Source organism: Methanobacterium spitsbergense, assembly GCF_019931065.1.
In the GTDB taxonomy this organism is placed as follows: Archaea; Methanobacteriota; Methanobacteria; order Methanobacteriales; family Methanobacteriaceae; genus Methanobacterium_B; species Methanobacterium_B spitsbergense.
The window spans coordinates 149,444-170,993 of sequence record NZ_JAIOUQ010000013.1 but is presented as its reverse complement, the minus strand read 5'-3'; the positions used below and the strand labels follow the sequence as shown (position 1 = coordinate 170,993).

The window sequence follows — 21,550 nt, the reverse complement described above, 5'->3', positions numbered from 1 at the left end:
TATAAAAAAAATTCTTTAAGATAAAAAAAATCTAATCATTTGGGAATGGAGGTATTGAATGAACTGGAAAGACAAAAATATTTTAATCACAGGTGTGGGTGGATTTGCAGGATCCTACCTTGCAGAAGAATTATTAAATCAAAAAGCTAATGTTTATGGATTGATCAGAAGAAGGGCAGATGGAACCAAAGCCAAAAACCTAATTGATCATGGAATCGAAAACAGTGTCAAAACAATTGAAGGAGATCTAACAGAAATAACATCACTTACAAATGCACTGGAGATATCAGAACCCGAATATATATTCCATTTAGCAGCACAATCCTTTGTTCCGAGATCATTTGAAAATTCACCTGAAACACAGATGATAAACTGTATAGGGACTGCTAACCTATTGGATGCAACCAGAAAAACAGATTCAGATGCAAAAGTAGTCTTCGCAGGTTCAAGCGAAGAATATGGGCTTGTAATTTCAACAGAAGATCAGTATAAACAGGCAAAAAAAGAATATGGGACCATATTTCCCGAACCTGTAAATATTCCAGAAGTACCAATCAAGGAAACCAATCCACTAAGACCAATGTCACCTTATGCTGTTTCCAAGGTCTATGGTGACCATTTAATGCAAAATTACTACCATTCCTATGGTTTGAATACAGTGGTTTCAAGAGCTTTTAACCATGAAGGAGCTGGAAGGGGACTGATGTTTGTAACATCTGTTGTAACCAACCAGGTTATGAAACTGAAATTTGGAGAAATTGACAAGATTACAATTGGAAATTTAAATGCATTCAGGGACTGGTCCCATGTAAAGGACATAGTAAACGGATACATGACCCTTGCAGAAAATGGAAAATCAGGAGAAGTTTACAATCAGGGATCAATGAGAACCAACTCAGTACTCAGCTATATACTATTAGGCTTAAAAGAAGCAGGATGGAATATAGGAAAAATAGAAACCTTTAATGGAGATAAATCCATAGAAAATCCGACTGAAATAGATGATTCGGCAATATATGAGGTTAAATTTGATAAAACAGTTGTAGACACCATGATTCTTGATGGAAAACTCGAATACACACTTGAAGATAGGGGTATTAAGGTACATACAGATAAGGGAATTATTCCAATTGAATTTAATCCAGATAGATTCAGACCAGCAGAAGTACCAATTCTATTTGCAGATACAGAGAAGATCCAAGGGATAGGTGCAACAATTGAACATAGTTTGAATGATATTATAAGGGATCAGTTGAATTACTTCCTAAAAAAGGAAAATAGACTTTAATCTTTTAAAATGTATAACATGAATCCCCAAGTAACAGTAGTACTGCTAAATTGGAATGGATGGAAGGATACTATTGAATGTTTAGAATCCCTTTATCAGATTGATTATCCCAACTACGATATTATCCTGGTTGACAATGATTCTGACGATGATTCCATTGAAAGAATCAAAGCTTACTGCGAAGCCCAAATCAAACCAAAATCCAATTTTTACAGTTATAAATCTGATAACAAACCAATTCAGATATTCGAGTTTAATAAAAACGAAGCTGAAACTGGAAAAGCTCTAGAATCAGACTATAACACTTTGTCATCGAACCAGAGATTGATAATAATAAAAAATGATAAAAACTATGGATTTGCAGAGGGTAATAATATTGGAATAAAGTATGCATTGAAATCACTTAATCCTACTTATATACTCCTTTTAAATAATGACACAGTTGTGGATAGTCATTTCCTAACTGAACTGGTAAAAACTGGAGAAAGTAACGATAAAATTGCTGTTGTCGGACCAAAGACATTCTTCTATGATTTTAATGGAAAAAATAATATTATATGGAGTGTAGGTGGAGTTATAGATCTTTCAAGGTATCCCGGATACCATGATATAGAACTGGGACATAAAAACCCACCAATTGACGGTAATTCCACAATGGAAGTTGGATGGGTTTCGGGAGCTATCATGCTGATAAAAACCAAAATGTTGCCAGGAAAGCTTTTAAATTCCGAATTTTTCTTTGGTTGTGAAGATGCAGATATCTGCATTGAAATGGACAAAAAAGGATATAAAATGGTAACAAATTTAAAGTCGGTTGTTTGGCACAAGGCAGGAGTTTCTAAAAGTAAGGTAAAATTTATGGGTATAACAAGAGAAATTAAAACCAACCTAAAATTCATGAAAAACCATGAAAAAAATTATAAACTACATCTCCCCATCTACACAGTTCAACTATTATATCGGTATTCTTCAATGCTACTTAAGAAGATTGCAAGAAACATTAAAAATTCTTGAAGTAAATCAGTATCACCCTTAAATAATCACAGCTAACTAAATTTAATCAACACTGAATTATTTACTCTATAATCAATTTATAAGAATCTACAGTTTTACTAATTTCAATATTACATGGGGAAATAATAATGAAAAAAATTCTTTTCACACATCAGGGACCACACAAAGTTCATGGTGTATTTGCAGAAACCATAACAGAGAACTGGTACAGATATGGAGATAAACATTCAGAGATAATAAAAAATCTCATTAAATCAGTGTTTGACAGGAGTAGATATGATATTATACTTGTTGAAGGTGGACTTGGACTACCACATTCAGTTCTTAAAAAAATCAAGAATCATGAAACCAAGATAATACTTTTAAACGCTGATACACTTCTCTTTGACCTTCCAAAAATGAATCCACTGAAAAAAATGGTAGTTAAATTTCTTTTATCCTATGTAGATGGATTTATTGCAATATCCCCTTTGAATAAAAAAATAGCATTGAATAACTATCCAGACAAACCCATATCTTTTGTTTACCCTTATGGTTCCAATAACAGTTTCCAAATAAACTGTGATCTAAATTCTAACAACCTATTATTTATTGGAAATCAGGAAAGCTGCAAAAGATTTGACCTATTAGTTGATGCAGTTGAAATATTGAACAAAAGAGGTAATGCATTCAATTTATACTTGGTAGGATCATGTATAGACAGTATAACTACAGATTTTCCATGGTTACATAAAGAGGGATTCCAAAAAAATCTGGATAAATATTTTAAGAAATGTTCACTCTATGTTCATCCTGCAGATTTTGATTCCTGTCCTGTAACAGTTTTTGAAACAATGTCATCTGGAATGATACCTATCATAACTGAGAATGTAGGCGAAGCAGATATATTAACTGATAATAGATTGGAGTACCTTGTTTTAAAAGATAATAATCCCAAAACAATTGCAGATAAAATACTTGAAATACATAACCTTGATGAAAAAGAAAAGGCAAATATTTCCATTAAATGTAAGGAAATAAGCTCCAAATACAATGCAGAAACCCAATCTAAAGAATTTGAAAAAGCATTTCAAGAAGTTGTGAACCAATTATAAAAAATATTTTCATATTGATTATATTATTCCTTAGTTCTGAGTTACATTACCATAATAAACTAAATGTAAATTGATTTTTTTTGTTTAAAATTGTTTAAGGGGAGATTAATCTAAAAAATTTTAATTGTTTAGTTTTATATCTTAAAGCCATATCTGGCCATATTTGGCATCATATATCCTGCTTTTATTGTTGAAGAAGTAACTGTATTTTTGGACCTTTACTTGTGTATCAATGCTATCATAGAGTTTGCCTTCGTTAACATTTGCATTTCCCATATAGATGTATCCATTAATTGTTTTATTGTTGAAGTTTATGCCTACAAATTTAAATTCAGGGTCTGTTATATATAGGCGGGTGAAACCAACTGCATCAGAATATGTTCTTATATCATCGTAATGATAATTTTCAATCCATTCTGCAGTTGCCAATTCACCATTATAGATATATAGTTCGCCTCGTGGTATCCCTGTTTTATCATATTCTGGTGAAAATGGAATTCCAGTGAATTCATATTGAAGATGGGTGTTGCAAATGAACAGTGAGATTATGAGTATCAGTATTAATGCTACTTTAAAATCAGGTTTTTTAATTACTTTATTCATTATCTGTGCAATTTTAATGGCCCCTATAATGAAGAGGGGAACTGTGAAAATTAAAAGCTGGAAGAATAAACGGTCCGAACCGTAGAAAAACGATACAGATGGCAGTAATAGAAACATGGCCAATAATGAAAAGGATAAAAAGCTTCCGAGTACAAGTTTTGAGTCTAATAATCTAATTTCTTGGTATAAATTTTTTGTTTTACCCTTTAAAACTCTTCGATACTTTACTAGCATTGTGATTAAACCAATTCCAATGGTAGCAAAGATAAGATCATTTACAATCACAGCTATCAAGTTTGGAATATTTTTTATTCCAATACCCAATACACTTAGTACAGTTCCCTCTCTGCCATTTACAAAGTCTAAGGTTCCATTACTTGAACCAGTTGCTGCTACTGTTGCTGCTACTGTAGATTGGATCACTTCGGTTCCTGCTAAAAACTGAACCTTGGCATATAGGAAGAACCATAAAATTATAAATACTAAATAAATGATTAAAACATCAAAATTTGATGTTGTAAACTTCCTTTTATTATATAAATTCTTTAAAAATGGTAAAAGTAATATTGGAACTAATATAACAAATGCAACATAGGATGTTGTGTAATGAGATATTATCATGGAAAATACCAAGATCAGGAATAGTATTTTTTTTGTCCATGAGTTTTCGAATTTGGTTGTACCAAAAGTATCGAAAAGCACCATCACTGCTAAAAAGAAGAAGATTATTGCTACTTCCTGTCTTACAGCACCAACAATATTTATGAAAAAGACCTGAAACACAAATAAGAGCGATGCAAAGAAGGCATATTTAATGTCCAGATATTTCTTTGCAACTGTAAACACCATCAAAGGTAAAATACTTCCCAGAAACGCAAATAAAAGTTTGAATATATAGTCTGGATTCATGTTTGTAAGCCCATAATAAATTGTAGGTAATATTGAAATGCTCAAACATGCATTGTAAGGGTTATAAAAGTCATTGATATTCCAATGGAAATTTGAAAGGGTTAGCTGGAAAACATAAAATTCCTGGTGAACATCACGACCTAAAATATTGAACGATGTTAATGAATGCATTAAAATCAGACCGATACCTATCATAAAAAGGGCAACTGGGTAAGTAACAGGATGAATCCTATCTTTAAGATAAGCAACCACAACCAAATATGGAGGTATCAAAAAAAGCATTAACAGTATAATTATGTTGTTCACCGAAGTGTTCATTAGGTAAGTTCCAAGAACTGCCATAAATGGGAACAAAACAGGAAAAAGTATTGGTGATAACAGTTTATCACCCATTTTAAAGTTGAAATTAAATATTGAACAAGTATCAATATCATTCTTATTTCTTTGATAAGCAAAGTAGGTTAGAATTATGGTTGTTATATTCAAAGATAAAAGGACAGGAGTCAATGCCAATGGTTTGAATAGCAATGGATAAAAGCTATTTAATAATAATCCAACACCAAGAAGTACAGATACACTTAAACCAATGGATAGAATGGCTTTTTTCAAAAATTCTATCTCATTAAGTTTTAAAATGGTAATTATCAAAAATCCTGGAATAATGGTAAAGAATAAAAAGGGTATGATATCCCTTAAAAGGGGTAGATTCAATGTTATAATCAGATCCGTAATAATTAACATTAAAAGGGTTATGATAAACCATTCTTTGGCCTGTAAGTTTTTAATACGATTTAACATTAAATAATTCTCCTACAATAATCTATTTCCATTTTATAATAAATTTAAATTTTTATTTTATAACAGTTTTTAGTTAATTAATATTAAGATCGCTCTCTATTGTGATAGCTTTGTAATAATCAAATTATTTTATTGTGTTATATTTCTATTATTCTTTTAAGTTTCTTTATTTAATAAAAAAAAGCAATTGTATTCAAATGCTTTAGATGTTATATTAAATTAATTTATTATAAATCTTTTCAGTGTTCACTGCAATTCCAGACCATGTGTATTTCTCTTTTACAAGTTTTCTACCATTACTTCCCATTATTTCTGGATTTTTGTCGTTTAAAATTTTAATAATTGCTTCGGCTAATTGATCGGAATTTTTTGGAGGAATTATTATCCCAGAATTACTTTTTTTAACATCAGCAGCCACACCAACTATTTCTGTACTGATAACAGGTGTTTCACAGGCCATAGCTTCAAGAACAACTATTCCAAACCCTTCTTGTAATGATGATATGGATGGGAGTACAAATATACTGGACCTGTTGTAGTATTCAACTATTTTATCATCTGGAATAAATCCATGGAATTCAACATTTTTTGTTAATCCTAAATCTACCACCATTTTACTATAATAATCCAATAACGCACCTTTACCACCTATGATTAATTTTATATCGGGTATGGAGTTTTTTACAATTACTATTGCCTTTAATAAATAATCAAGGCCTTTATATTTGTGGAATTCATCTAAAAGGCTTAGGAAGAAAAGTGTGTTTTTAGTTTTGGTTATGTTTAATACTTTGAACTTTTCAACATCCACTCCATTGGGCACAACCTCAATTTTATCCTCATATTTATCCAAGTACAGTGAATATTTGATGTAGTTGGGTTGTGTTATAATGATTTTATCGGCATTATTTAATAATGACTTGAGAGCTGTGGAATTATAGAACTTGGCAATATAATTTGCAATTCCACTTCCAATTATATCGTTATGATATGTAACCACAAGAGGCTTTTTTTTAAATTTTGAGATAATACTGCTCCAGTCAGCACTCCATGGAGTGGGTATGTGTGTGTGCATTATATCATAATCTTCTCCATTAAGTGCAAAGGGAAATCCTGGAGTTATATTTGTATTTGCAATTTTTGCTATGTAGGATAACCTTTTAATATCGATACCATCCACCTTATCTTCTTTTTTAGATGGAGGTTCGTTGGCACAAATAACCTTAACATCATGGCCTAATCTAACCAGTTCCTTGGACATATAATAAACATAATTTTCTACGCCACCTGTAAATGGATAGAACCGTACCGGTGTTTGAATGATCTTCATTTTTCACTTCACATAAATTTATAATAATTGTTTAATTTGAGTTAATGAATCATAAAATTTCCATATAAACCTTTTCAAGTGCATCAACAATTTTATTCCAGTCATATTCTTCTGAATTATCAATACATTTACTTTCCATTTTTTCTTTATTTTCAATGGATTTAATTATTTTATCTGCAATATCTTCGGGTAATGCATCGGCTTTAAAACCATTAATACCATCTTGAACCAGGTCAACAGCTGCGTTCATTTTATGATTAACCACTACAACTGGTAAACCACAGGCATTGGCTTCAATAACAACAATACCAAAACCTTCCCTTATTGATGGAAGAACAAATACACTGGATGATTTCATATAACCGATTAAATCATTGTAATTTTCAGTGAAACCCATAAACTCTATGTTGTCCTGAATTTTAAGGTTAAATGATAATTCTTCAAGTTTGGATCTTTCTGGGCCATCTCCAACAATCATGCATCTAACATTGGGAATCTTTTGTTTAACAATTTGAATGGATTTAATTAAAATATCTACATTCTTTTCTTTAATTAGTCTACCTGCAAATATTATGTCTGAAATTTCCTCAGAAGGCTTGATTGACTGTATATGGTTAAAATCAATTCCATTGGGAATTACAATGGATTTTTCAGATTTTTTTATTTCCCTCAGATCCTTTTGTGTTTTATATGAAACTGTTATCAGGTTATCTGTTAAGCCAAGCATGGTTCTTTCAATGAACTTTCCAAATATTCCCAGTTTTCCAAGGTATTCATACCAGTAATCTCCCCATACCTCGTGTAATGTGATTATGAGTCTGGACTTCCCTGTCATTGAATGAATCTTAGCTGTGAAACACGAAAAAAATGGAAATCCCTGGCAATCAACAACATCAAATTTTTCCTTCATAATTGGGGTGAAGAGTTTTAAAGCGAAAAGCAATGCTTCTTTAATTGATCTTCTATCGTCTGAATAGAGATTTATAGGATTGGAAACACCGTGGAGATGAATTCCATCAATGACCATATCCTTTTTACCATTTTCAGGCCACCACCATCCTATGGAATACCAGTGTACCTCATTTCCACGTTGTGCAAGTCTTTTAGCAAGTTCATAAACCCTTTTTTCTGCACCGCCCTTAACCCATGGATACACTGCATCGTAAATAAAGGCTATTTTCATCCGGTTACAACCTCATGTTTTAATCAGATTTATAATCGTTGGCAAGTAAAAGCAGACTTAGGAACATTCCAGAGAAGATAGTTTGAATTCCTAAGATTGAAAGTATCAGTGCCATCATAGCATACTGGATCTGGTATAGAGATCCAAATCCAACTGCACTCCAGCTGTAAAGTACATAAAGACCACCAATAACTCCTGCAGCAAGTAATATCAGACCAACACTGAGTTCTCTTCCTAGGGAGTGGTAACTCATGATCTTTTTTATTATTCCCGAGCTCTTGGAAAATCCATATACTGTTCCAAATGCACCGAAGTGTATCCAAGCCAAAAGCATCTGATATCCTATTATAAGCAGTAAACTACCTAAAATTAGTGTATGTAATCTTGACTGACCCTGTAATGCAACTGTAAAAGTTAAGATTAAACCAACTAAAAGTGCGATGAGGCCAGGTCCAAGCAGGAATGGTGTTGGTCTGTAGAGCATCATGAATCTTAAATGTCTCCATCCATCTGCAAATGAACTGAGCTTAGATTCTCCCTCGCGAGGATAATATGTAATTGGAATTTCAGCAATTTTTATGTTTTTTCTTGCAGCTTCAATAACCATTTCAGATGCAAATTCCATACCTCCACTTTTAAGGTCTAAAATTTTGAGGGTTTCCTTTTTTATTGCTCTCATTCCACAATGGGCATCTGATATTCCTGCACCAAAAAGTTTGTTAAGTACCCATGTTAAAAATGGGTTTCCAACATATCTATGTAGTGCAGGCATTGCACCTTCCTTAATATCACCCTTGAGTCTAGAACCCATTACAAAATCTGCTTCTCCTTTTAAAATGGGTTGTATAAATTCATAGGTCATAGGAAATGGGTATGTACCATCAGCATCTCCCATAACTATAATATCTCCTGTTGCTTCTTTAAAACCTGCAAGGTAAGCATTTCCATATCCTCTTTTAGATCCTAGTACAACACGTGCACCTGCTTCTTCTGCCTCTTTTGCAGTATTGTCCGTGGATGCATTGTCCACAACAATAATCTCAGTTTCTAATCCATGTTTATTTAGTTTGTCCACTGGAACAGTTCGGACAGTTTTTCCAACAATTCCCTCTTCATTGAGGGCCGGTATAACGATAGAAATTTTCATAGCATCACTTTTCTTTCTAATTATATATTTTAGGATTCTCCGTGAACATTATTATAATATGATTATTATTCTTATTTATTTAAAATCTTAAAAGAGATTTAACAGTTCTTAATATTATCTGGAGGTATATAAGTTTTATTAGGTGAGTTCTTTTTAGATTGATCCTCTGTAAAATAGGAAGTACGATATTATCATGAGAATTACAGCAAATATAACTGCAAATACTATAAGTCCCTTATCATTTCCAAATATTGTTGGAATGGGACCTATCAAAATAACTCCCCCTGTATTAATCTCTGTTTTTGAAGATCCTGAGGACGATTGCAGAGCAGTTCCAATGAATATCAAGAGAAAACCTACTATTATGACTGCCAAACCTATTAAAATAATGGAATTATAGTTAACCATAGATATTCACTTGAGTAATCTTATTAATCCCTTTTTTTGTAAATGAGTATTTCTATGACACTCATTTCTTATAGTACTTTATAATCCACAATACTATTAATTAAAAAATTAATTTTCCTGTTTCATTGCCCATGGAACCCACATTACAACAATAATAATACCCACTACCACGATTGAAGCAAGTAGTATACCAATATTTTGAATTATTCCATAATTGCTTGCATAATAAAATAGCCAAAATGCTAAAAAAAGCAACCATCCAAATGCCACAGCAATACTACCATAAACACGTTTGATTTCAGGCTTAACTTGACTCATTGTTTTTCTCTCCTAAAAATATATTGGGTTTAGTGATATTTTATTATACTGCTTTGATGCGATATTCAATAACATTTGATAAGGTTCTTTTTTCTGCAATTTCCATTCTACACATATCATCAAGTGTTTTTTTCAGATTTTCATGGCAAGAAATATCGTTAAATTCTTTACAAACCCCATTTATACATGGACATTCAATTGCATCCTCCAAATAATTAATATCCACCCAATTTTTTGCCTTACTTAAAAGATTGTAAACTGGTAAAATGGACACCACTGAAATTCTTATTTCATCATCAATATTTATCTCTTCAATATCACCTTTTAAATCGGTAGCGATTTGTTTAAGTTCATCTAAACCTTCTTCAGGTGTTACAATGATTACATGTACTTCCTGTGAGATAAAGTAGGATCCTCTACTAATATTAAATTCATCTCTTTTTAGTACAATTCCTCCTATGTCTTCTACACACTCTAAAACTTCATCAAATCTGTAAACTCCACCACTGTAAATAAGAATCTTGTACATTTCAATCCACCTAAATAGAAAATTTAATTAAATTTTTTTAGTAAACAATTTCCAACAAACTTGATAATCTGATTTTTTTAGGGTACTAAACAATGATTGTATATTCAACAATATTAAATTTGACGAATAAATTTGAAATCTAAATTGTAATTTATACAATTAAAAATAGGTATATTTGAAAATAATGTTGATATTTAATTTTTAGATAACAATAAAAAATTAATTAATTCAAAAAAAGTAAAATAAGTAATTAAATAGTTATTCACATTCTCAATTGACAATTATAATATTAATCTATAATTCAACACAATCAATGTGAATTTTTAGATTAATTTGTTCTCTAATTTTAATAATTCTTATTGTAATAATTCAAATCTTTTCTCAAGATTTATTGAGACTCACTTAATTAAATTAACACTGTAATTATTGTATTAATTTAATTTCTGAAGTCAATTTATAGGATTATTTTCTTTAAAATCTGAAGATTCTAAAATACTCAAACCAGTATTTTCCCCAATAATCTCTATATACACTGCCCATTTAGGATTTTTCTCACTAAATGTTAAATCCATATTTATTAACTCGTTCATAACATGTTTTCTAATTTTTTGACAATTTATATTGTTTTTATTCTCTTCGTAGCATTTGATCAGAAAGGTATCATTTGGTTTGGTTAAATCGACAGATAATTCCTTAATTTTATTAATAATAGATTTTTGGCTTGTTCCAACAACAGTGTTAATTGGTACTACTCGGGATATTATTTTTGTGGGTGTGTTATTAATTTTATTTGCAACTTCAACTGAATCGGTTCCTAATTCGACTAAAACCACATCAATAGACTCAGTTTCTTTAATATATAACTCTGGTGTAACATTTTCTAATGTTTGTTCAAGTTCTTCAATTCCAAGCAATTCCTCTTCTCCATCTTCACAATCTGTATAGTCAAACATCACAACCATATCAAAATTTTCTGTTGACTTGATCATATCACCTCCATGAATACTATTATATTATATCCTCATAAGTTAATAATAGTATCTTATAAGATGTGATAGGGTGTTTTAGATGATGCTTGACAATGAACATGGATGGGCAAGTATTGATTTTATAGCTGCATTTATGATAATATTAGTTACAATTCCTGGAATAATAGCCATAATAGAAGAAAGGGTAGACACTGCCAATCGAGTCCAAGAAATAGCAGAAGCTAAAGTACTTTCAGAAAATATTGCAGAGAGAATAGAAATGGTGTGCTCAGGTGGTAATGGATGCTCAATAACCTACAAAATGCCTCCAACAACAGCTAATAAATCATACATAGTACACGTGAATTCATCGGGGGTTTTTATAAGGTTCAACGGAAAAATGGGAAGTGCATTCATAAGCCCTGTGAAGATATCCAACAACCTCCGTTATGATTATAATGTTTTTATGGAAGCTAATAAAACCTATAATATCTCAAATATTAAAAATGAGTTTAACTACGACTGTATAATAATAAAACAAATCTAAAAAAATTCACATATTTTATTATGATATATAACTGGTTTAATCATTTATTAAAAGAACGAAATGGTCAGTTATCAGTTGAATACATTCTAATAATGGCAGTCAGTATTATAGTTTTATTATCTTTTTTTCCATATGTATACGAAATTAATGAATTAAACACGTGTATGGCAGTTGCTCGAAATGGGGCTCTTGAAGGTGCTTTAATGGACAGCTTTGCAGTTTACCCCGAGGATAAATATGAATTTTATATGAAGGAACATCCACGACTTAAAAGTGGAACAAAAATTGTTATTGTTAAAATAGACTACAAAAAACAAGGATTTGATACAAAATACAAAAGAAATAAAATAAAAATTAATGTATATGCTTCGGCACCATCATTAAGAAACCCTGGTGACAGAGACTGTGCAGGCGATAGAATAAATTATTATGTGCGTAAAGATATATGCGAAGCATTTAAAACAGAAAATTTAACCAATTTATATTACAATCCTGCATTTTCAGATAAATACTTTATTACAACGGCAGAAGTGAATTGGGTTTAAATTCTATGTATAATATTTAAAAATTGATTAACATTCTATTCAGGTTACCCATTATCAATCCAATTATAAAAACTACATACAAAGTATCTCAGTCATTCATAATTACAGACATCACTGTATGTGGAACAGTAAACGAATTAAAATAAATAACCATACGAAAAATGTAAGACACCCCAATATATCAATTAATAATGGGATGGATATAAAATAACAAAATTGATTTTAATAGTTTCTCCTTTCCATATATAATATTTTATATTAGAGTATTTTATTTTTTAAAGATTGGTGTGTTAATTATGTTTTATTAGGTTTTTGAGCAAATAACAACATTTAATTATTTCATTTACAAAAGATAAATATTGAATAAAGTTACAGAATACAATCCATTATTTCACCATATTTACATACATTATCCATAATTCTCATATAACATACAATTCCATCCCTTAAAATGTTAAGAAAATACAGATCTTCAGTAATACGGTAAATCTTGACTCATTCATTAATAATTCTCAATTTAATTAAAAAAGAAGGGCTGTGGGGATCGTTTTATTTAAAAAATTAAAGGAATTTTTTAATAAGTTGATAGGGGATTAAATGAGCAAAACTAAAAAAGAAAAACTGGATGATGTGCTTGCAGGTTTAATAAAGGTGGGACAGATAAAGGCCTGTGGAATTGTTTCTAAGGAAGGTCTTTTAATAAATTCAATAACACCACCAGACGTTGATGCCAGAATATTTTCTGCACTTTGCTCCACAATAATGGGAGCTGCCGAAGCAGCATCAGGACAAATGACAACTGGGGCAGTATCTCAAATATCAGTTAAAACAGAAAAGGGAACTATTGTTCTTCTCCCTGCAGGTATGAAAGCTATACTTACAGTTCTAACAGATCCTGAGGCCCAGATTGGACTGATATTTTTTGAAATGGAAAACAGGGCTGCACAAGTTGATGAAATTCTTAAGGAGATGTGAACTATGAAAAAAACACACATCCCTAAACTGGATTCATTTATTGGAGGGGGAATCCCTGTTGGATCATCTATTATTTTCTGTGCAGTACCCGGGGTTGAATGTGAAGCATTTGGCTACCAGATTTTAAACGGGATAGTTGAAGATGGATATAATGGTTTTATTTGTACAAATGTTACTGAACCATCGAATATAGTATATGAATTCAACAGGTATGGATGGAACCTTGAAAAATTCTTAGATGAAAAAAGAGTTTTCTTTGTTGATGGATGTTCAAAACTCATGGGAGTCCCTCCCATGGGTAAATATTCCATAGATGAATTTTCCCAGATAGAAGAAATGGTACTCAAAGCAATTGATGATATACCCAACGGTGTCGGAGTTATAAATAATTTATCAACGTTAATTGATTATATTGATGAAGACAAAGTCATTAATATAATCGGCAGATGGAACAAACGTGCCAAGGAAAAAAAAGCTATTTTAGTGTATATTTTTACCAAATGGGATTACCCATCCGAATTGATCAATACATTAACCAATTCTGTTGACTGTACAGTTAGTTTAACAAGTATAGAAGAACGTGTAATTATTGGCCAGGGCTTTATGGTTACTAGTGCATCTTGGACTGAACCCCAAAAGAACATGGTACTCTTTTTTGTACTTCAACCCGGTGGTGTGAAAATATATATTCCCAAGATACTTGTCACAGGACCATACAACTCTGGAAAATCAAGTTTTGTAAAATCTATATCAATAGAATCTGTTTCTGTTGATAAAATGGCTTTAGAAAAGTTTTCAACTACAATTGCTATGGATATTGGACACGTTGATCACGATGGATTCATAGCAGATATATTTGGAACTCCAGGACAGGAACGTTTTGACCTTATGCTTGATATTCTGGCCAAAGAAGCTGTTGGAGCATTTATATTAATAGATTCCAGTGCACCTCAAACATTTGCAAGGGCAAAGGAAATGATAAATAAAACCCAAGCAGAGGCAATCCCTAAAATTATTGTAGCAAATAAACAGGATTTACCCGGTGCTCTAACCCCTGAACAAATTAGAGAAAGAATGAAACTTGATAATAGCATTCCTATAATTCCCACCGTTGTAACTGAAAACACAGGTGTTGAAGAAGCGCTTGATACACTATTAAAAATATTATATGGTGAATAAGAATGATCCCCTTTATAGAATCTGGAATTCCTGGATTTGATGAGTTAACCAAATCTGAAAATGGAATAGGAGGAATCCCCGAGAATACCGCTACTTTAATTTATGGACCTGCAAAGACTGGGAAAACAATTTTCACCAATCAATTCACATACAAAGGACTTTTAAATGGAGAACCTTGTCTTTATATTACAACAGATCAAGGTGCTAAACAATTAGAAATCAATATGAATGATTTCCAGTTGCCTGTTGAAAAATATCTTAATGATGAAAGCTTTTACATAATCGATACAATATCGGAGATTTCAAATGAAAATCAAAGAAGATCTAAATCAATTATACCTTCTTACATCAACAATCCAACCGATATCATGGTCAAGGTTGGTTCTGGTATACATTTTGTCTATAAAAATAATCCAAGATTCAGGTCTGTACTAGATTCATCAACAACACTCCTAGCATACAACGATAATAAACTGATAATACGCGTATTAAAAGCATATTTAATGAGGATCTACGAAGCAGGTGGAACTTCCATAATCACATACACCGAAGATTCAGCGGACAGGATAGTTGAAACTATGCTCAAATCCATTGTAGACAATATAATAAGATTAGATTACGATGAGTTAACTGTTGAGGCTATGAAAGGAGTTGGAAAGAGAATTTCACCCTACAAAATAACTGAAAAAGGAATTGTGTTATGACATTATAGTATTATTAAGATTCCCCTCTAAAATTAATGGAAAGTGAGTTTTATGATTCCAACCATTGAATCAGGTATTCCCGGATTTGATAAACTAACAGTATCAAAAAGTAGTATTGGGGGAATTCCTGAGAGATCAACAACTTTAGTATATGGTCCTCCTAAAACTGGTAAATCAATATTTTGCAACCAATTTGCATATCATGGGCTATTAAATGGAGAAGCTTGTATTTATTTGACATTAGATCAGGGGTTAAAACAAATGAAATCAAATATGATGGATTTTGAGTGGTATATCCAGAGTTATATCCAAAACCAGACCATATATATTATTGATGGTATTTCACAGCTATCGGGTGCAAAGTTAGAAAATACCAACAATATAAAATCTTCATCTGTTGGTAACCCTGCAGATATTATGGTTAAAGTTGGTATAGGATCTAGATTTGTTTACAAAAAATCTGAAAACTTCAGATCTATACTTGACTCTCTTAACACAATGCTTGCATTCAACCCTGATCAGATGGTTATAAGGGTTATAAATGCCTACCTTAGACGTATCAGTGAAGCTGGAGGAACAGGACTCATAGCCTATACAGAAAGTGCGGCAGATCCAGAAACTGAAAAAAAACTTTTATCACTTTTTGATAATACAATAAGATTAGATGGAGATTCTATTTCAATTGAAACCCATAATCAAGAAAATTTAATCGATAAATTTGAATCAACCTATACAATCACAGACAAAGGCATAGTAATTAACAGGAAAACCCCATCTTAAAGAATTAAATGAAAAATGGCAGGTTAATATTCGGTAAATAATCTCAATGAATATTTAAAATTGTATGTAAATAAAAAATTTGATACAAATACTTGGAGAAAAAAATATGAAACAAATGCTTCTCTTAACAGGTGTTTTTGATAGGTTTTCTGGCGGAAATTCCAAAGAAGAAAAAACAGAACCTAAATATACTATTGAAGATTACATTGAAATTTTAAATGAATACAAAGATGCTGAAGCTGAAATATTGATAAATATTGCAACCATCTATTTCGAGGATGAAAATATTAAGGAATCAATGAAGCATCTTAAAAAAGCACTTGAAATGTATGATGAATTGGAAGATGTTGGAAAACAAGCCCTTGTTCTAGATATTATGGGAGATATCAATAGATACAATAAAAAAATTCCTAAGGCTTTGGAAAATTACAGGGATGCATATCAACTATACTCTGAAATTAATTCGGATAATAATGAAGAAGTAAAAGATAAGATCAAAGATTTAGAAGTCTTGAAAACGGCTGGGATAAATGAGACAAGATATAATATTCAAGAGCCTAGTATTGAAACACCTTCAACTGTCCCGGGTGATGAGATGCCCTCATCAGACTACAACAAAATCAGTGATAATGTGAAAGAAGTCATTGGAATGTTGAAAGGTGCAGACTCCTATAGTTCATATTTAAAATCTGAAGATCCAATGAAAGAACTTAAAAATGCATATGAAATGTCCAGTGAGATAGGTGATACCAGTGGAAAGGCAACTCTATTACTTATAATGGGCAATGTTTCACTTAAAGAATCTAAAACCAATGCTGCACTTAACTATTTTAAGAAATCACAAGAATATTTCCAAGAAATTGATGATGAAGCTGGAGAGGCAGCAGCAAGGCTTTTAATTGGAACAGCATACTACATGACCGACGATATGGATATGGTGAATTCTAACTTTAGAAAGTCCATTAAATTATTTAGAGATTCCAAAGATCTTCTAGGGGAAAATATTGCCATTAGGTTGATGAATGCCATATACGAAGATTAAAATTGGGATTTTGTAATAAAATTAAAGTTAAAAAAAAATTAACGTTTAATTAATAAATAAACAGTTCTTAATGGTATTTTAAGATTTTCTGATATTTTTTTGGCAGGAATTCCTTTACTATATAATCTTTTTACTTCTTTAGCTTTTTCTGGAGTATATTTAACTTTTCTACCTCTTTTAAGGCTAGAATTTTTAAGATAATAGATTGTTTTAACAGGGAGGTTCAGCTTTTTTGCTATGTCTTTGGGACTTTCACCATTATCCAGCATGTTTTGGATTCTGGTTGCATCGTTGGAATCATATTTCTTGGGTCTGCCCCTTCTATGAACGGGTTCAACTTTAACACCAAGTTCATGCAGTGCTTTCATGTACTTCTTTGATATTCTGTTGTAAATACTAACAGGACATGTTATCTTTACAAGATCAGGGTTACTATCCAAGACTTCCATGATCTTACGTGAAGATAGTTGTTCGTTAATGTGTATTTCTTCGGCCAAAAAAATTCAACCCCTTTTATCCCTTTATCATTTCAAGGAATTGCTTTGCTTTCTTAGTCTGGGGTTTTCCAAAGGTTTCAAATTTATTCCTTTCTACCCTAACAACTTCTGGATCAACACAGAAAACATGCGCAGCTACTTCGATTGGAAGTTTACCTGTTGTGTTTAGAAGAACCGCACCTGCAGCATTAGAATTAGTCTTAACATGTAGTCCTTTCATTTTATTTTCCATTTCAAATTTCTTTGAGAGTAAATTTTTAATGTTCGGCATATATTCTATGTTTTCATGCATGAATTTTTTTAATATATTTACAACATCTTGGTCAAAATCTTCAAATGCCCTGATCTGGTTGCTGTCAAGGTTTGGGCGCAGATTAGGGAATGGTCCAGAATATTTACTCCTTCGATCATAGCTTGTTGAAAGATAACATTTCAATATGTCCCATAAAATCATAACACGTGGTACTTCAACAAAAAGGTTTTTTTCTAGGTTTTTCCGTGATTTTAGGTCATGTTCAAGTTCTTTATCGTAGGTTCCCCTCTTATTCACAAGTCCTTCTTTAATAAGGTTTTCCTGTACCAATTCATTTTTTATATGTTCCAAATCCCCAACGTCTTCAACCATTTTAGTTGCCATTTTTTTAGCATTTACATGTATTTCATCATATGTTTGAAGTTTATCCTTATTTTTAATGTTATTATCAAGAATAAGTTTGAAAACGTCTCTTGCTCTTTTTTCTGCTAGTTTGACATATCCAATTGATAGTGCAGTTTGCACATGTTTATCATTTATTATGGATGGTTTTTTACGATGAAACTGCATAAATTCTATACGGGCATTTGAACCATATTCTCGACGTATTTCACGTTCATAATTCATTTGATCCTTGGCATCGATGTTAACTCTTTTTCTAACCCATCTGCCATCTTCAAAAACCTTGACAACTAATGATAGTGTTTTTACAATTCCCCTCTTTTCATGTTTAAGAATTCTCACTATCTTTCTAAATGCATCCCTTCCCATTGGAGATAATTCAGACATTTTTACCATGTATTCTCCAGATAATGGGAGATATTTAATTATTTCCAGTCTGTGAACTCCCTGGTGATTTATTTCAAGCTGAATTTCACTTGAACCACAGCTGCAGCTTCCATCTAAGAAATTTGCGAGTTCATGCCCTGTGAATTTACTACTGCATGCATTACAACTCAAGTTTGCATATTCTTCCAGATGACCTATAGCTATTTTATGGGAGGCAATTGCAGATTTTACCCTGTCTAAAATATTTTTTTTGGCTGCAGCATTCATTCTAAAGTACTGGGTGTGTTTGTTCACATCATAGATATCTTCGACTTTCATCTCTGACTTGGGTGTGCGCCCGTACTTCATAAGAGATCTGTAAGGTGTTTTATATCCTTTAATCTCCATTGTGTCTCTTAATTCCAAGAGATCTTCAAGATTTTTTTTAAGATATTGGTATATCTTTATGAAACTTTTAAAATCACTGATTTCTTCGGCTTTAACCCAGTTGTGTCTTATTCCGTCAAGGAATCTTTCGGCATTGGCAATTAAAACAGATTCATTCATTTTATTTTTTCACCGATGTCAGCATCTTCAACAGTTAAAAGACTCATGTTGTTGTCGGTTGCAAGTAGCATACCTTCAGATTTTATTCCAAAAAGTTTTGCAGGCGGTAGATTGACCAGTACAATAACAGTTCTGTTTAAAACTTCTTCTGGTGAGTATTTCTTTGCAACACCTGCAACAACTTGTAGCTGCTTTTCACCAATATCTACCATGAGTTTTAAGAGATTATCTGATTTTTTTACATTCTCTGCACCTACAACCTTTCCAACCCTTAGATCCATAGCTGCAAAATCATCAATAGAAATTTCATCCTTCATAGTTTCAACATCCTTTAAATTTTTGTAAAGTTCTTGTTTTTCATTTTTAATAACATCATCTTCGACCTTTAAGAAGATGGGATTAGCTTCACCTAATTCATGACCGGAGGGGATAAAATCTGCGGCATTATCCCAGTTAATATCACTGTTCATATTTAATGTTTTGAATATTTCCAGTGTCTTAACGGGCATGTATGGAATAAGTGTAACTGCCATGGTTTTTGCAAGCTGATTTGAAAGATATAAACAGTTTCCAGCTGTTTTTTTATCTGTTTTGACAGTTTTCCAAGGTTCTTTATCGTTGAAATATTTGTTTCCATATTTGGCAAGTTTAGTAATTTCTATTAAACCTTCCCTGAATTTGAATTTTTCAATGTAATTCCCAACAATTTCTGGAAGGGCCTTTATCTTGGATTCAAATTCTTTATCATATTCATCAAAATCTGATGGTTCTGGTATTTTTCCATCAAAAAAGCGTGTAGTGAATGTGAATGTTCTGTGAAGGAAGTTTCCAAGCACATCTGCCAGTTCATCATTAACCCTTCTCTGGAAGTCTTCCCATGAGAAGTCTGTATCACGTGTTAGCGGTGCATTGGCAATTAAATAATATCTGAGTGTATCTGAATCGAATGTTTCAAGAAAATCGGATGCCCATATTACCCAGTTTTTACTTGTTGACATCTTCATACCTTCAAGGGACAGATATTCCCCTGCAATTATGGTATATGGAAGTTTACATCCGTAGGCCATTAAAAGTGCGGGCCAAAATATGCTGTGATGGTAAATTATATCTTTACCAATGAAATGGACGGCTTTGTCATTCCAGTAATCTTCCCAAGGTTTACCAGTTTTTTCCGACCATTGAGCAGCCGATGATATATATCCAAGGAATGCTTCTCCCCATACATATATAATTTTACCCTCAGCATCTTCAAGAGGTACAGGTATTCCCCATTCCATATCTCTTGTGAGTATCCAGTCCTTTAGCCCTTCTTTCAACCATTGAAGAGCATAATTTTTAACGTTTGGTGGAAGCTGGTCATTAGATTGGATCCATTCATTGAGTTCATCTTGGAATTTACTTAGTTCAAAGAAATATTGTTTGGATTCACGAATCTCTGGTGTTGATTTACAGATAAGACATGTTGGTTCAATTACCTGTGTTGGTTCCAGATGTCTTCCACATGTTTCGCAATGATCTCCCCTTGCTTCACCACCACAATTTGGACATTTACCTTCCACATATCTGTCAGGGAGGAATCTCGCACATTCTTTACAGTAAGGTTGTTTAATAATTTTTTCATAGATATAACCCTTTTCATAGAGTTTTAAAAAGAAGTTCTGTGATATTTCATAATGTTTTGGATCTGTTGTTCTTGAGAAGTTATCCAGTGATATACTACAAGCATCAAGATCCTTTTTTATCATCTCATAGTATCTACCTGCAACTTCTATAGGCTGCTTTCCTTCTTGCTCTGCTCTGACTGCTATGGGTGTTCCATGCTCATCTGTTGCACATACGAAGAGCACGTCCCTTCCTTTCATCCTATTGTACCTTGCATATATATCTGCAGGTATGTATGTTGATCTCAGATGCCCTAAGTGACATGGACCATTTGCATATGGAAGTGCAGATGTGATAAATACCTTACTCAATCTTATTCCTCCTTATTTTAAAGACTTATATGAATTAAAAGTTGGATATATAAGGTTATCTAACTTTAAAGTTAAAATTTAAATTAAAAATCTACTCTATGAATTAGACTCTATAATAGATGTGATATATA

General features: G+C 32.1%; 21 protein-coding genes. 10 read left to right on the top strand and 11 right to left on the bottom strand.

Annotated elements, in window-relative coordinates:
• Positions 1-58: 58 nt before the first annotated feature.
• The 3 genes from K8N75_RS11080 to K8N75_RS11070 all read left to right on the top strand — a co-directional run bounded on the left by K8N75_RS11080 (position 59) and on the right by K8N75_RS11070 (position 3,396).
• Entirely contained in the window at positions 59-1,288 is a 1,230-nt protein-coding gene (locus K8N75_RS11080; protein ID WP_223792118.1) for a GDP-mannose 4,6-dehydratase, read from the top strand.
• A gap of 18 nt (positions 1,289-1,306) precedes the next feature.
• Positions 1,307-2,302, top strand: coding sequence for a glycosyltransferase family 2 protein (locus K8N75_RS11075; protein WP_223792117.1), 996 nt, complete (start codon positions 1,307-1,309; stop codon positions 2,300-2,302).
• A gap of 128 nt (positions 2,303-2,430) precedes the next feature.
• Positions 2,431-3,396 carry a glycosyltransferase gene (locus tag K8N75_RS11070; protein WP_223792116.1) on the top strand — a complete coding sequence of 322 codons (966 nt, stop codon included), beginning with the start codon at positions 2,431-2,433 and terminating at the stop codon, positions 3,394-3,396.
• Positions 3,397-3,537: 141 nt separating this feature from the next.
• On the opposite strand, the gene K8N75_RS11065 is transcribed toward K8N75_RS11070, so the two are convergent.
• The 8 genes from K8N75_RS11065 to K8N75_RS11030 all read right to left on the bottom strand — a co-directional run bounded on the left by K8N75_RS11065 (position 3,538) and on the right by K8N75_RS11030 (position 11,610).
• The gene (locus tag K8N75_RS11065; protein WP_223792115.1) at positions 3,538-5,706 is read right to left on the bottom strand and encodes a DUF2206 domain-containing protein; all 2,169 of its coding nucleotides are present in this window, start codon (positions 5,704-5,706) and stop codon (positions 3,538-3,540) included.
• Positions 5,707-5,920: 214 nt separating this feature from the next.
• Entirely contained in the window at positions 5,921-7,036 is a 1,116-nt protein-coding gene (locus K8N75_RS11060) for a glycosyltransferase family 4 protein (RefSeq protein WP_223792114.1), read from the bottom strand.
• A gap of 49 nt (positions 7,037-7,085) precedes the next feature.
• Positions 7,086-8,219, bottom strand: a complete 1,134-nt coding sequence (locus tag K8N75_RS11055; RefSeq protein ID WP_223792113.1) for a glycosyltransferase family 4 protein — start codon at positions 8,217-8,219, stop codon at positions 7,086-7,088.
• A gap of 19 nt (positions 8,220-8,238) precedes the next feature.
• Positions 8,239-9,366 (bottom strand): glycosyltransferase family 2 protein, encoded by a 1,128-nt coding sequence (locus K8N75_RS11050; protein WP_223792112.1) that lies wholly within the window; start codon positions 9,364-9,366, stop codon positions 8,239-8,241.
• Positions 9,367-9,519: 153 nt separating this feature from the next.
• Positions 9,520-9,774, bottom strand: a complete 255-nt coding sequence (locus K8N75_RS11045) for a TIGR00304 family membrane protein (RefSeq protein ID WP_223792111.1) — start codon at positions 9,772-9,774, stop codon at positions 9,520-9,522.
• Positions 9,775-9,882: 108 nt separating this feature from the next.
• Positions 9,883-10,092, bottom strand: coding sequence for a hypothetical protein (locus tag K8N75_RS11040; RefSeq protein ID WP_223792110.1), 210 nt, complete (start codon positions 10,090-10,092; stop codon positions 9,883-9,885).
• Positions 10,093-10,135: 43 nt separating this feature from the next.
• On the bottom strand, positions 10,136-10,621 hold the full coding sequence (locus K8N75_RS11035; protein WP_223792109.1) for a methyl-coenzyme M reductase family protein: 486 nt from the start codon (positions 10,619-10,621) through the stop codon (positions 10,136-10,138).
• Between the two features lie 449 nt (positions 10,622-11,070).
• Positions 11,071-11,610 (bottom strand): THUMP domain-containing protein, encoded by a 540-nt coding sequence (locus K8N75_RS11030; RefSeq protein ID WP_223792108.1) that lies wholly within the window; start codon positions 11,608-11,610, stop codon positions 11,071-11,073.
• A gap of 79 nt (positions 11,611-11,689) precedes the next feature.
• Here K8N75_RS11030 and K8N75_RS11025 point away from each other — a divergent pair, with 79 nt between their 5' ends.
• The 7 genes from K8N75_RS11025 (at position 11,690) to K8N75_RS10995 (ending at position 17,361) form a co-directional block, all read left to right on the top strand.
• Positions 11,690-12,136, top strand: a complete 447-nt coding sequence (locus tag K8N75_RS11025) for a hypothetical protein (RefSeq protein ID WP_223792107.1) — start codon at positions 11,690-11,692, stop codon at positions 12,134-12,136.
• 92 nt (positions 12,137-12,228) lie between these two features.
• Positions 12,229-12,681, top strand: coding sequence for a hypothetical protein (locus tag K8N75_RS11020; protein ID WP_223792106.1), 453 nt, complete (start codon positions 12,229-12,231; stop codon positions 12,679-12,681).
• Between the two features lie 597 nt (positions 12,682-13,278).
• Positions 13,279-13,656 carry a roadblock/LC7 domain-containing protein gene (locus tag K8N75_RS11015; protein ID WP_223792105.1) on the top strand — a complete coding sequence of 126 codons (378 nt, stop codon included), beginning with the start codon at positions 13,279-13,281 and terminating at the stop codon, positions 13,654-13,656.
• A 3-nt stretch (positions 13,657-13,659) separates the two neighbouring features.
• Positions 13,660-14,835: an ATPase domain-containing protein gene (locus K8N75_RS11010; protein WP_223792104.1), complete on the top strand. Its 1,176-nt coding sequence runs from the start codon at positions 13,660-13,662 to the stop codon at positions 14,833-14,835.
• A gap of 2 nt (positions 14,836-14,837) precedes the next feature.
• On the top strand, positions 14,838-15,539 hold the full coding sequence (locus K8N75_RS11005) for an RAD55 family ATPase (protein WP_223792103.1): 702 nt from the start codon (positions 14,838-14,840) through the stop codon (positions 15,537-15,539).
• Between the two features lie 51 nt (positions 15,540-15,590).
• The gene (locus K8N75_RS11000; RefSeq protein ID WP_223792102.1) at positions 15,591-16,319 is read left to right on the top strand and encodes an RAD55 family ATPase; all 729 of its coding nucleotides are present in this window, start codon (positions 15,591-15,593) and stop codon (positions 16,317-16,319) included.
• 106 nt (positions 16,320-16,425) lie between these two features.
• Positions 16,426-17,361, top strand: coding sequence for a tetratricopeptide repeat protein (locus K8N75_RS10995; protein WP_223792101.1), 936 nt, complete (start codon positions 16,426-16,428; stop codon positions 17,359-17,361).
• A 38-nt stretch (positions 17,362-17,399) separates the two neighbouring features.
• Here the strand turns inward: K8N75_RS10995 and K8N75_RS10990 are convergent, their stop codons facing one another.
• Genes K8N75_RS10990 through metG form a run of 3 tightly spaced genes read right to left on the bottom strand, consistent with a single transcriptional unit; the run spans position 17,400 to position 21,419 of the window.
• Positions 17,400-17,858 carry a helix-turn-helix domain-containing protein gene (locus K8N75_RS10990; protein WP_223792100.1) on the bottom strand — a complete coding sequence of 153 codons (459 nt, stop codon included), beginning with the start codon at positions 17,856-17,858 and terminating at the stop codon, positions 17,400-17,402.
• Between the two features lie 16 nt (positions 17,859-17,874).
• The gene (locus tag K8N75_RS10985) at positions 17,875-19,446 is read right to left on the bottom strand and encodes a DUF530 domain-containing protein (protein WP_223792099.1); all 1,572 of its coding nucleotides are present in this window, start codon (positions 19,444-19,446) and stop codon (positions 17,875-17,877) included.
• The gene (gene metG / locus K8N75_RS10980; protein WP_223792098.1) at positions 19,443-21,419 is read right to left on the bottom strand and encodes a methionine--tRNA ligase; all 1,977 of its coding nucleotides are present in this window, start codon (positions 21,417-21,419) and stop codon (positions 19,443-19,445) included. The genes K8N75_RS10985 and metG overlap by 4 nt, the downstream gene beginning before the upstream one ends.
• Positions 21,420-21,550 lie beyond the last annotated feature (131 nt).

What these genes read in the sequence shown, in the direction of transcription:
- K8N75_RS11060 (WP_223792114.1), bottom strand. Translation starts at nt 7,036, where the DNA reads ATGAAGATCATTCAAACACCGGTACGGTTCTATCCATTTACAGGTGGC.
- K8N75_RS11030 (WP_223792108.1), bottom strand. Translation starts at nt 11,610, where the DNA reads ATGATCAAGTCAACAGAAAATTTTGATATGGTTGTGATGTTTGACTAT.
- K8N75_RS11050 (WP_223792112.1), bottom strand. Translation starts at nt 9,366, where the DNA reads ATGAAAATTTCTATCGTTATACCGGCCCTCAATGAAGAGGGAATTGTT.
- K8N75_RS11020 (WP_223792106.1), top strand. Translation starts at nt 12,229, where the DNA reads ATGGCAGTCAGTATTATAGTTTTATTATCTTTTTTTCCATATGTATAC.
- K8N75_RS11035 (WP_223792109.1), bottom strand. Translation starts at nt 10,621, where the DNA reads ATGTACAAGATTCTTATTTACAGTGGTGGAGTTTACAGATTTGATGAA.
- K8N75_RS11065 (WP_223792115.1), bottom strand. Translation starts at nt 5,706, where the DNA reads ATGTTAAATCGTATTAAAAACTTACAGGCCAAAGAATGGTTTATCATA.
- K8N75_RS10995 (WP_223792101.1), top strand. Translation starts at nt 16,426, where the DNA reads ATGAAACAAATGCTTCTCTTAACAGGTGTTTTTGATAGGTTTTCTGGC.
- K8N75_RS11070 (WP_223792116.1), top strand. Translation starts at nt 2,431, where the DNA reads ATGAAAAAAATTCTTTTCACACATCAGGGACCACACAAAGTTCATGGT.
- K8N75_RS11025 (WP_223792107.1), top strand. Translation starts at nt 11,690, where the DNA reads ATGATGCTTGACAATGAACATGGATGGGCAAGTATTGATTTTATAGCT.
- K8N75_RS11075 (WP_223792117.1), top strand. Translation starts at nt 1,307, where the DNA reads ATGAATCCCCAAGTAACAGTAGTACTGCTAAATTGGAATGGATGGAAG.
- K8N75_RS11000 (WP_223792102.1), top strand. Translation starts at nt 15,591, where the DNA reads ATGATTCCAACCATTGAATCAGGTATTCCCGGATTTGATAAACTAACA.
- K8N75_RS11055 (WP_223792113.1), bottom strand. Translation starts at nt 8,219, where the DNA reads ATGAAAATAGCCTTTATTTACGATGCAGTGTATCCATGGGTTAAGGGC.
- K8N75_RS11010 (WP_223792104.1), top strand. Translation starts at nt 13,660, where the DNA reads ATGAAAAAAACACACATCCCTAAACTGGATTCATTTATTGGAGGGGGA.
- K8N75_RS11040 (WP_223792110.1), bottom strand. Translation starts at nt 10,092, where the DNA reads ATGAGTCAAGTTAAGCCTGAAATCAAACGTGTTTATGGTAGTATTGCT.
- K8N75_RS11005 (WP_223792103.1), top strand. Translation starts at nt 14,838, where the DNA reads ATGATCCCCTTTATAGAATCTGGAATTCCTGGATTTGATGAGTTAACC.
- K8N75_RS10985 (WP_223792099.1), bottom strand. Translation starts at nt 19,446, where the DNA reads ATGAATGAATCTGTTTTAATTGCCAATGCCGAAAGATTCCTTGACGGA.
- K8N75_RS11015 (WP_223792105.1), top strand. Translation starts at nt 13,279, where the DNA reads ATGAGCAAAACTAAAAAAGAAAAACTGGATGATGTGCTTGCAGGTTTA.
- K8N75_RS11045 (WP_223792111.1), bottom strand. Translation starts at nt 9,774, where the DNA reads ATGGTTAACTATAATTCCATTATTTTAATAGGTTTGGCAGTCATAATA.
- K8N75_RS11080 (WP_223792118.1), top strand. Translation starts at nt 59, where the DNA reads ATGAACTGGAAAGACAAAAATATTTTAATCACAGGTGTGGGTGGATTT.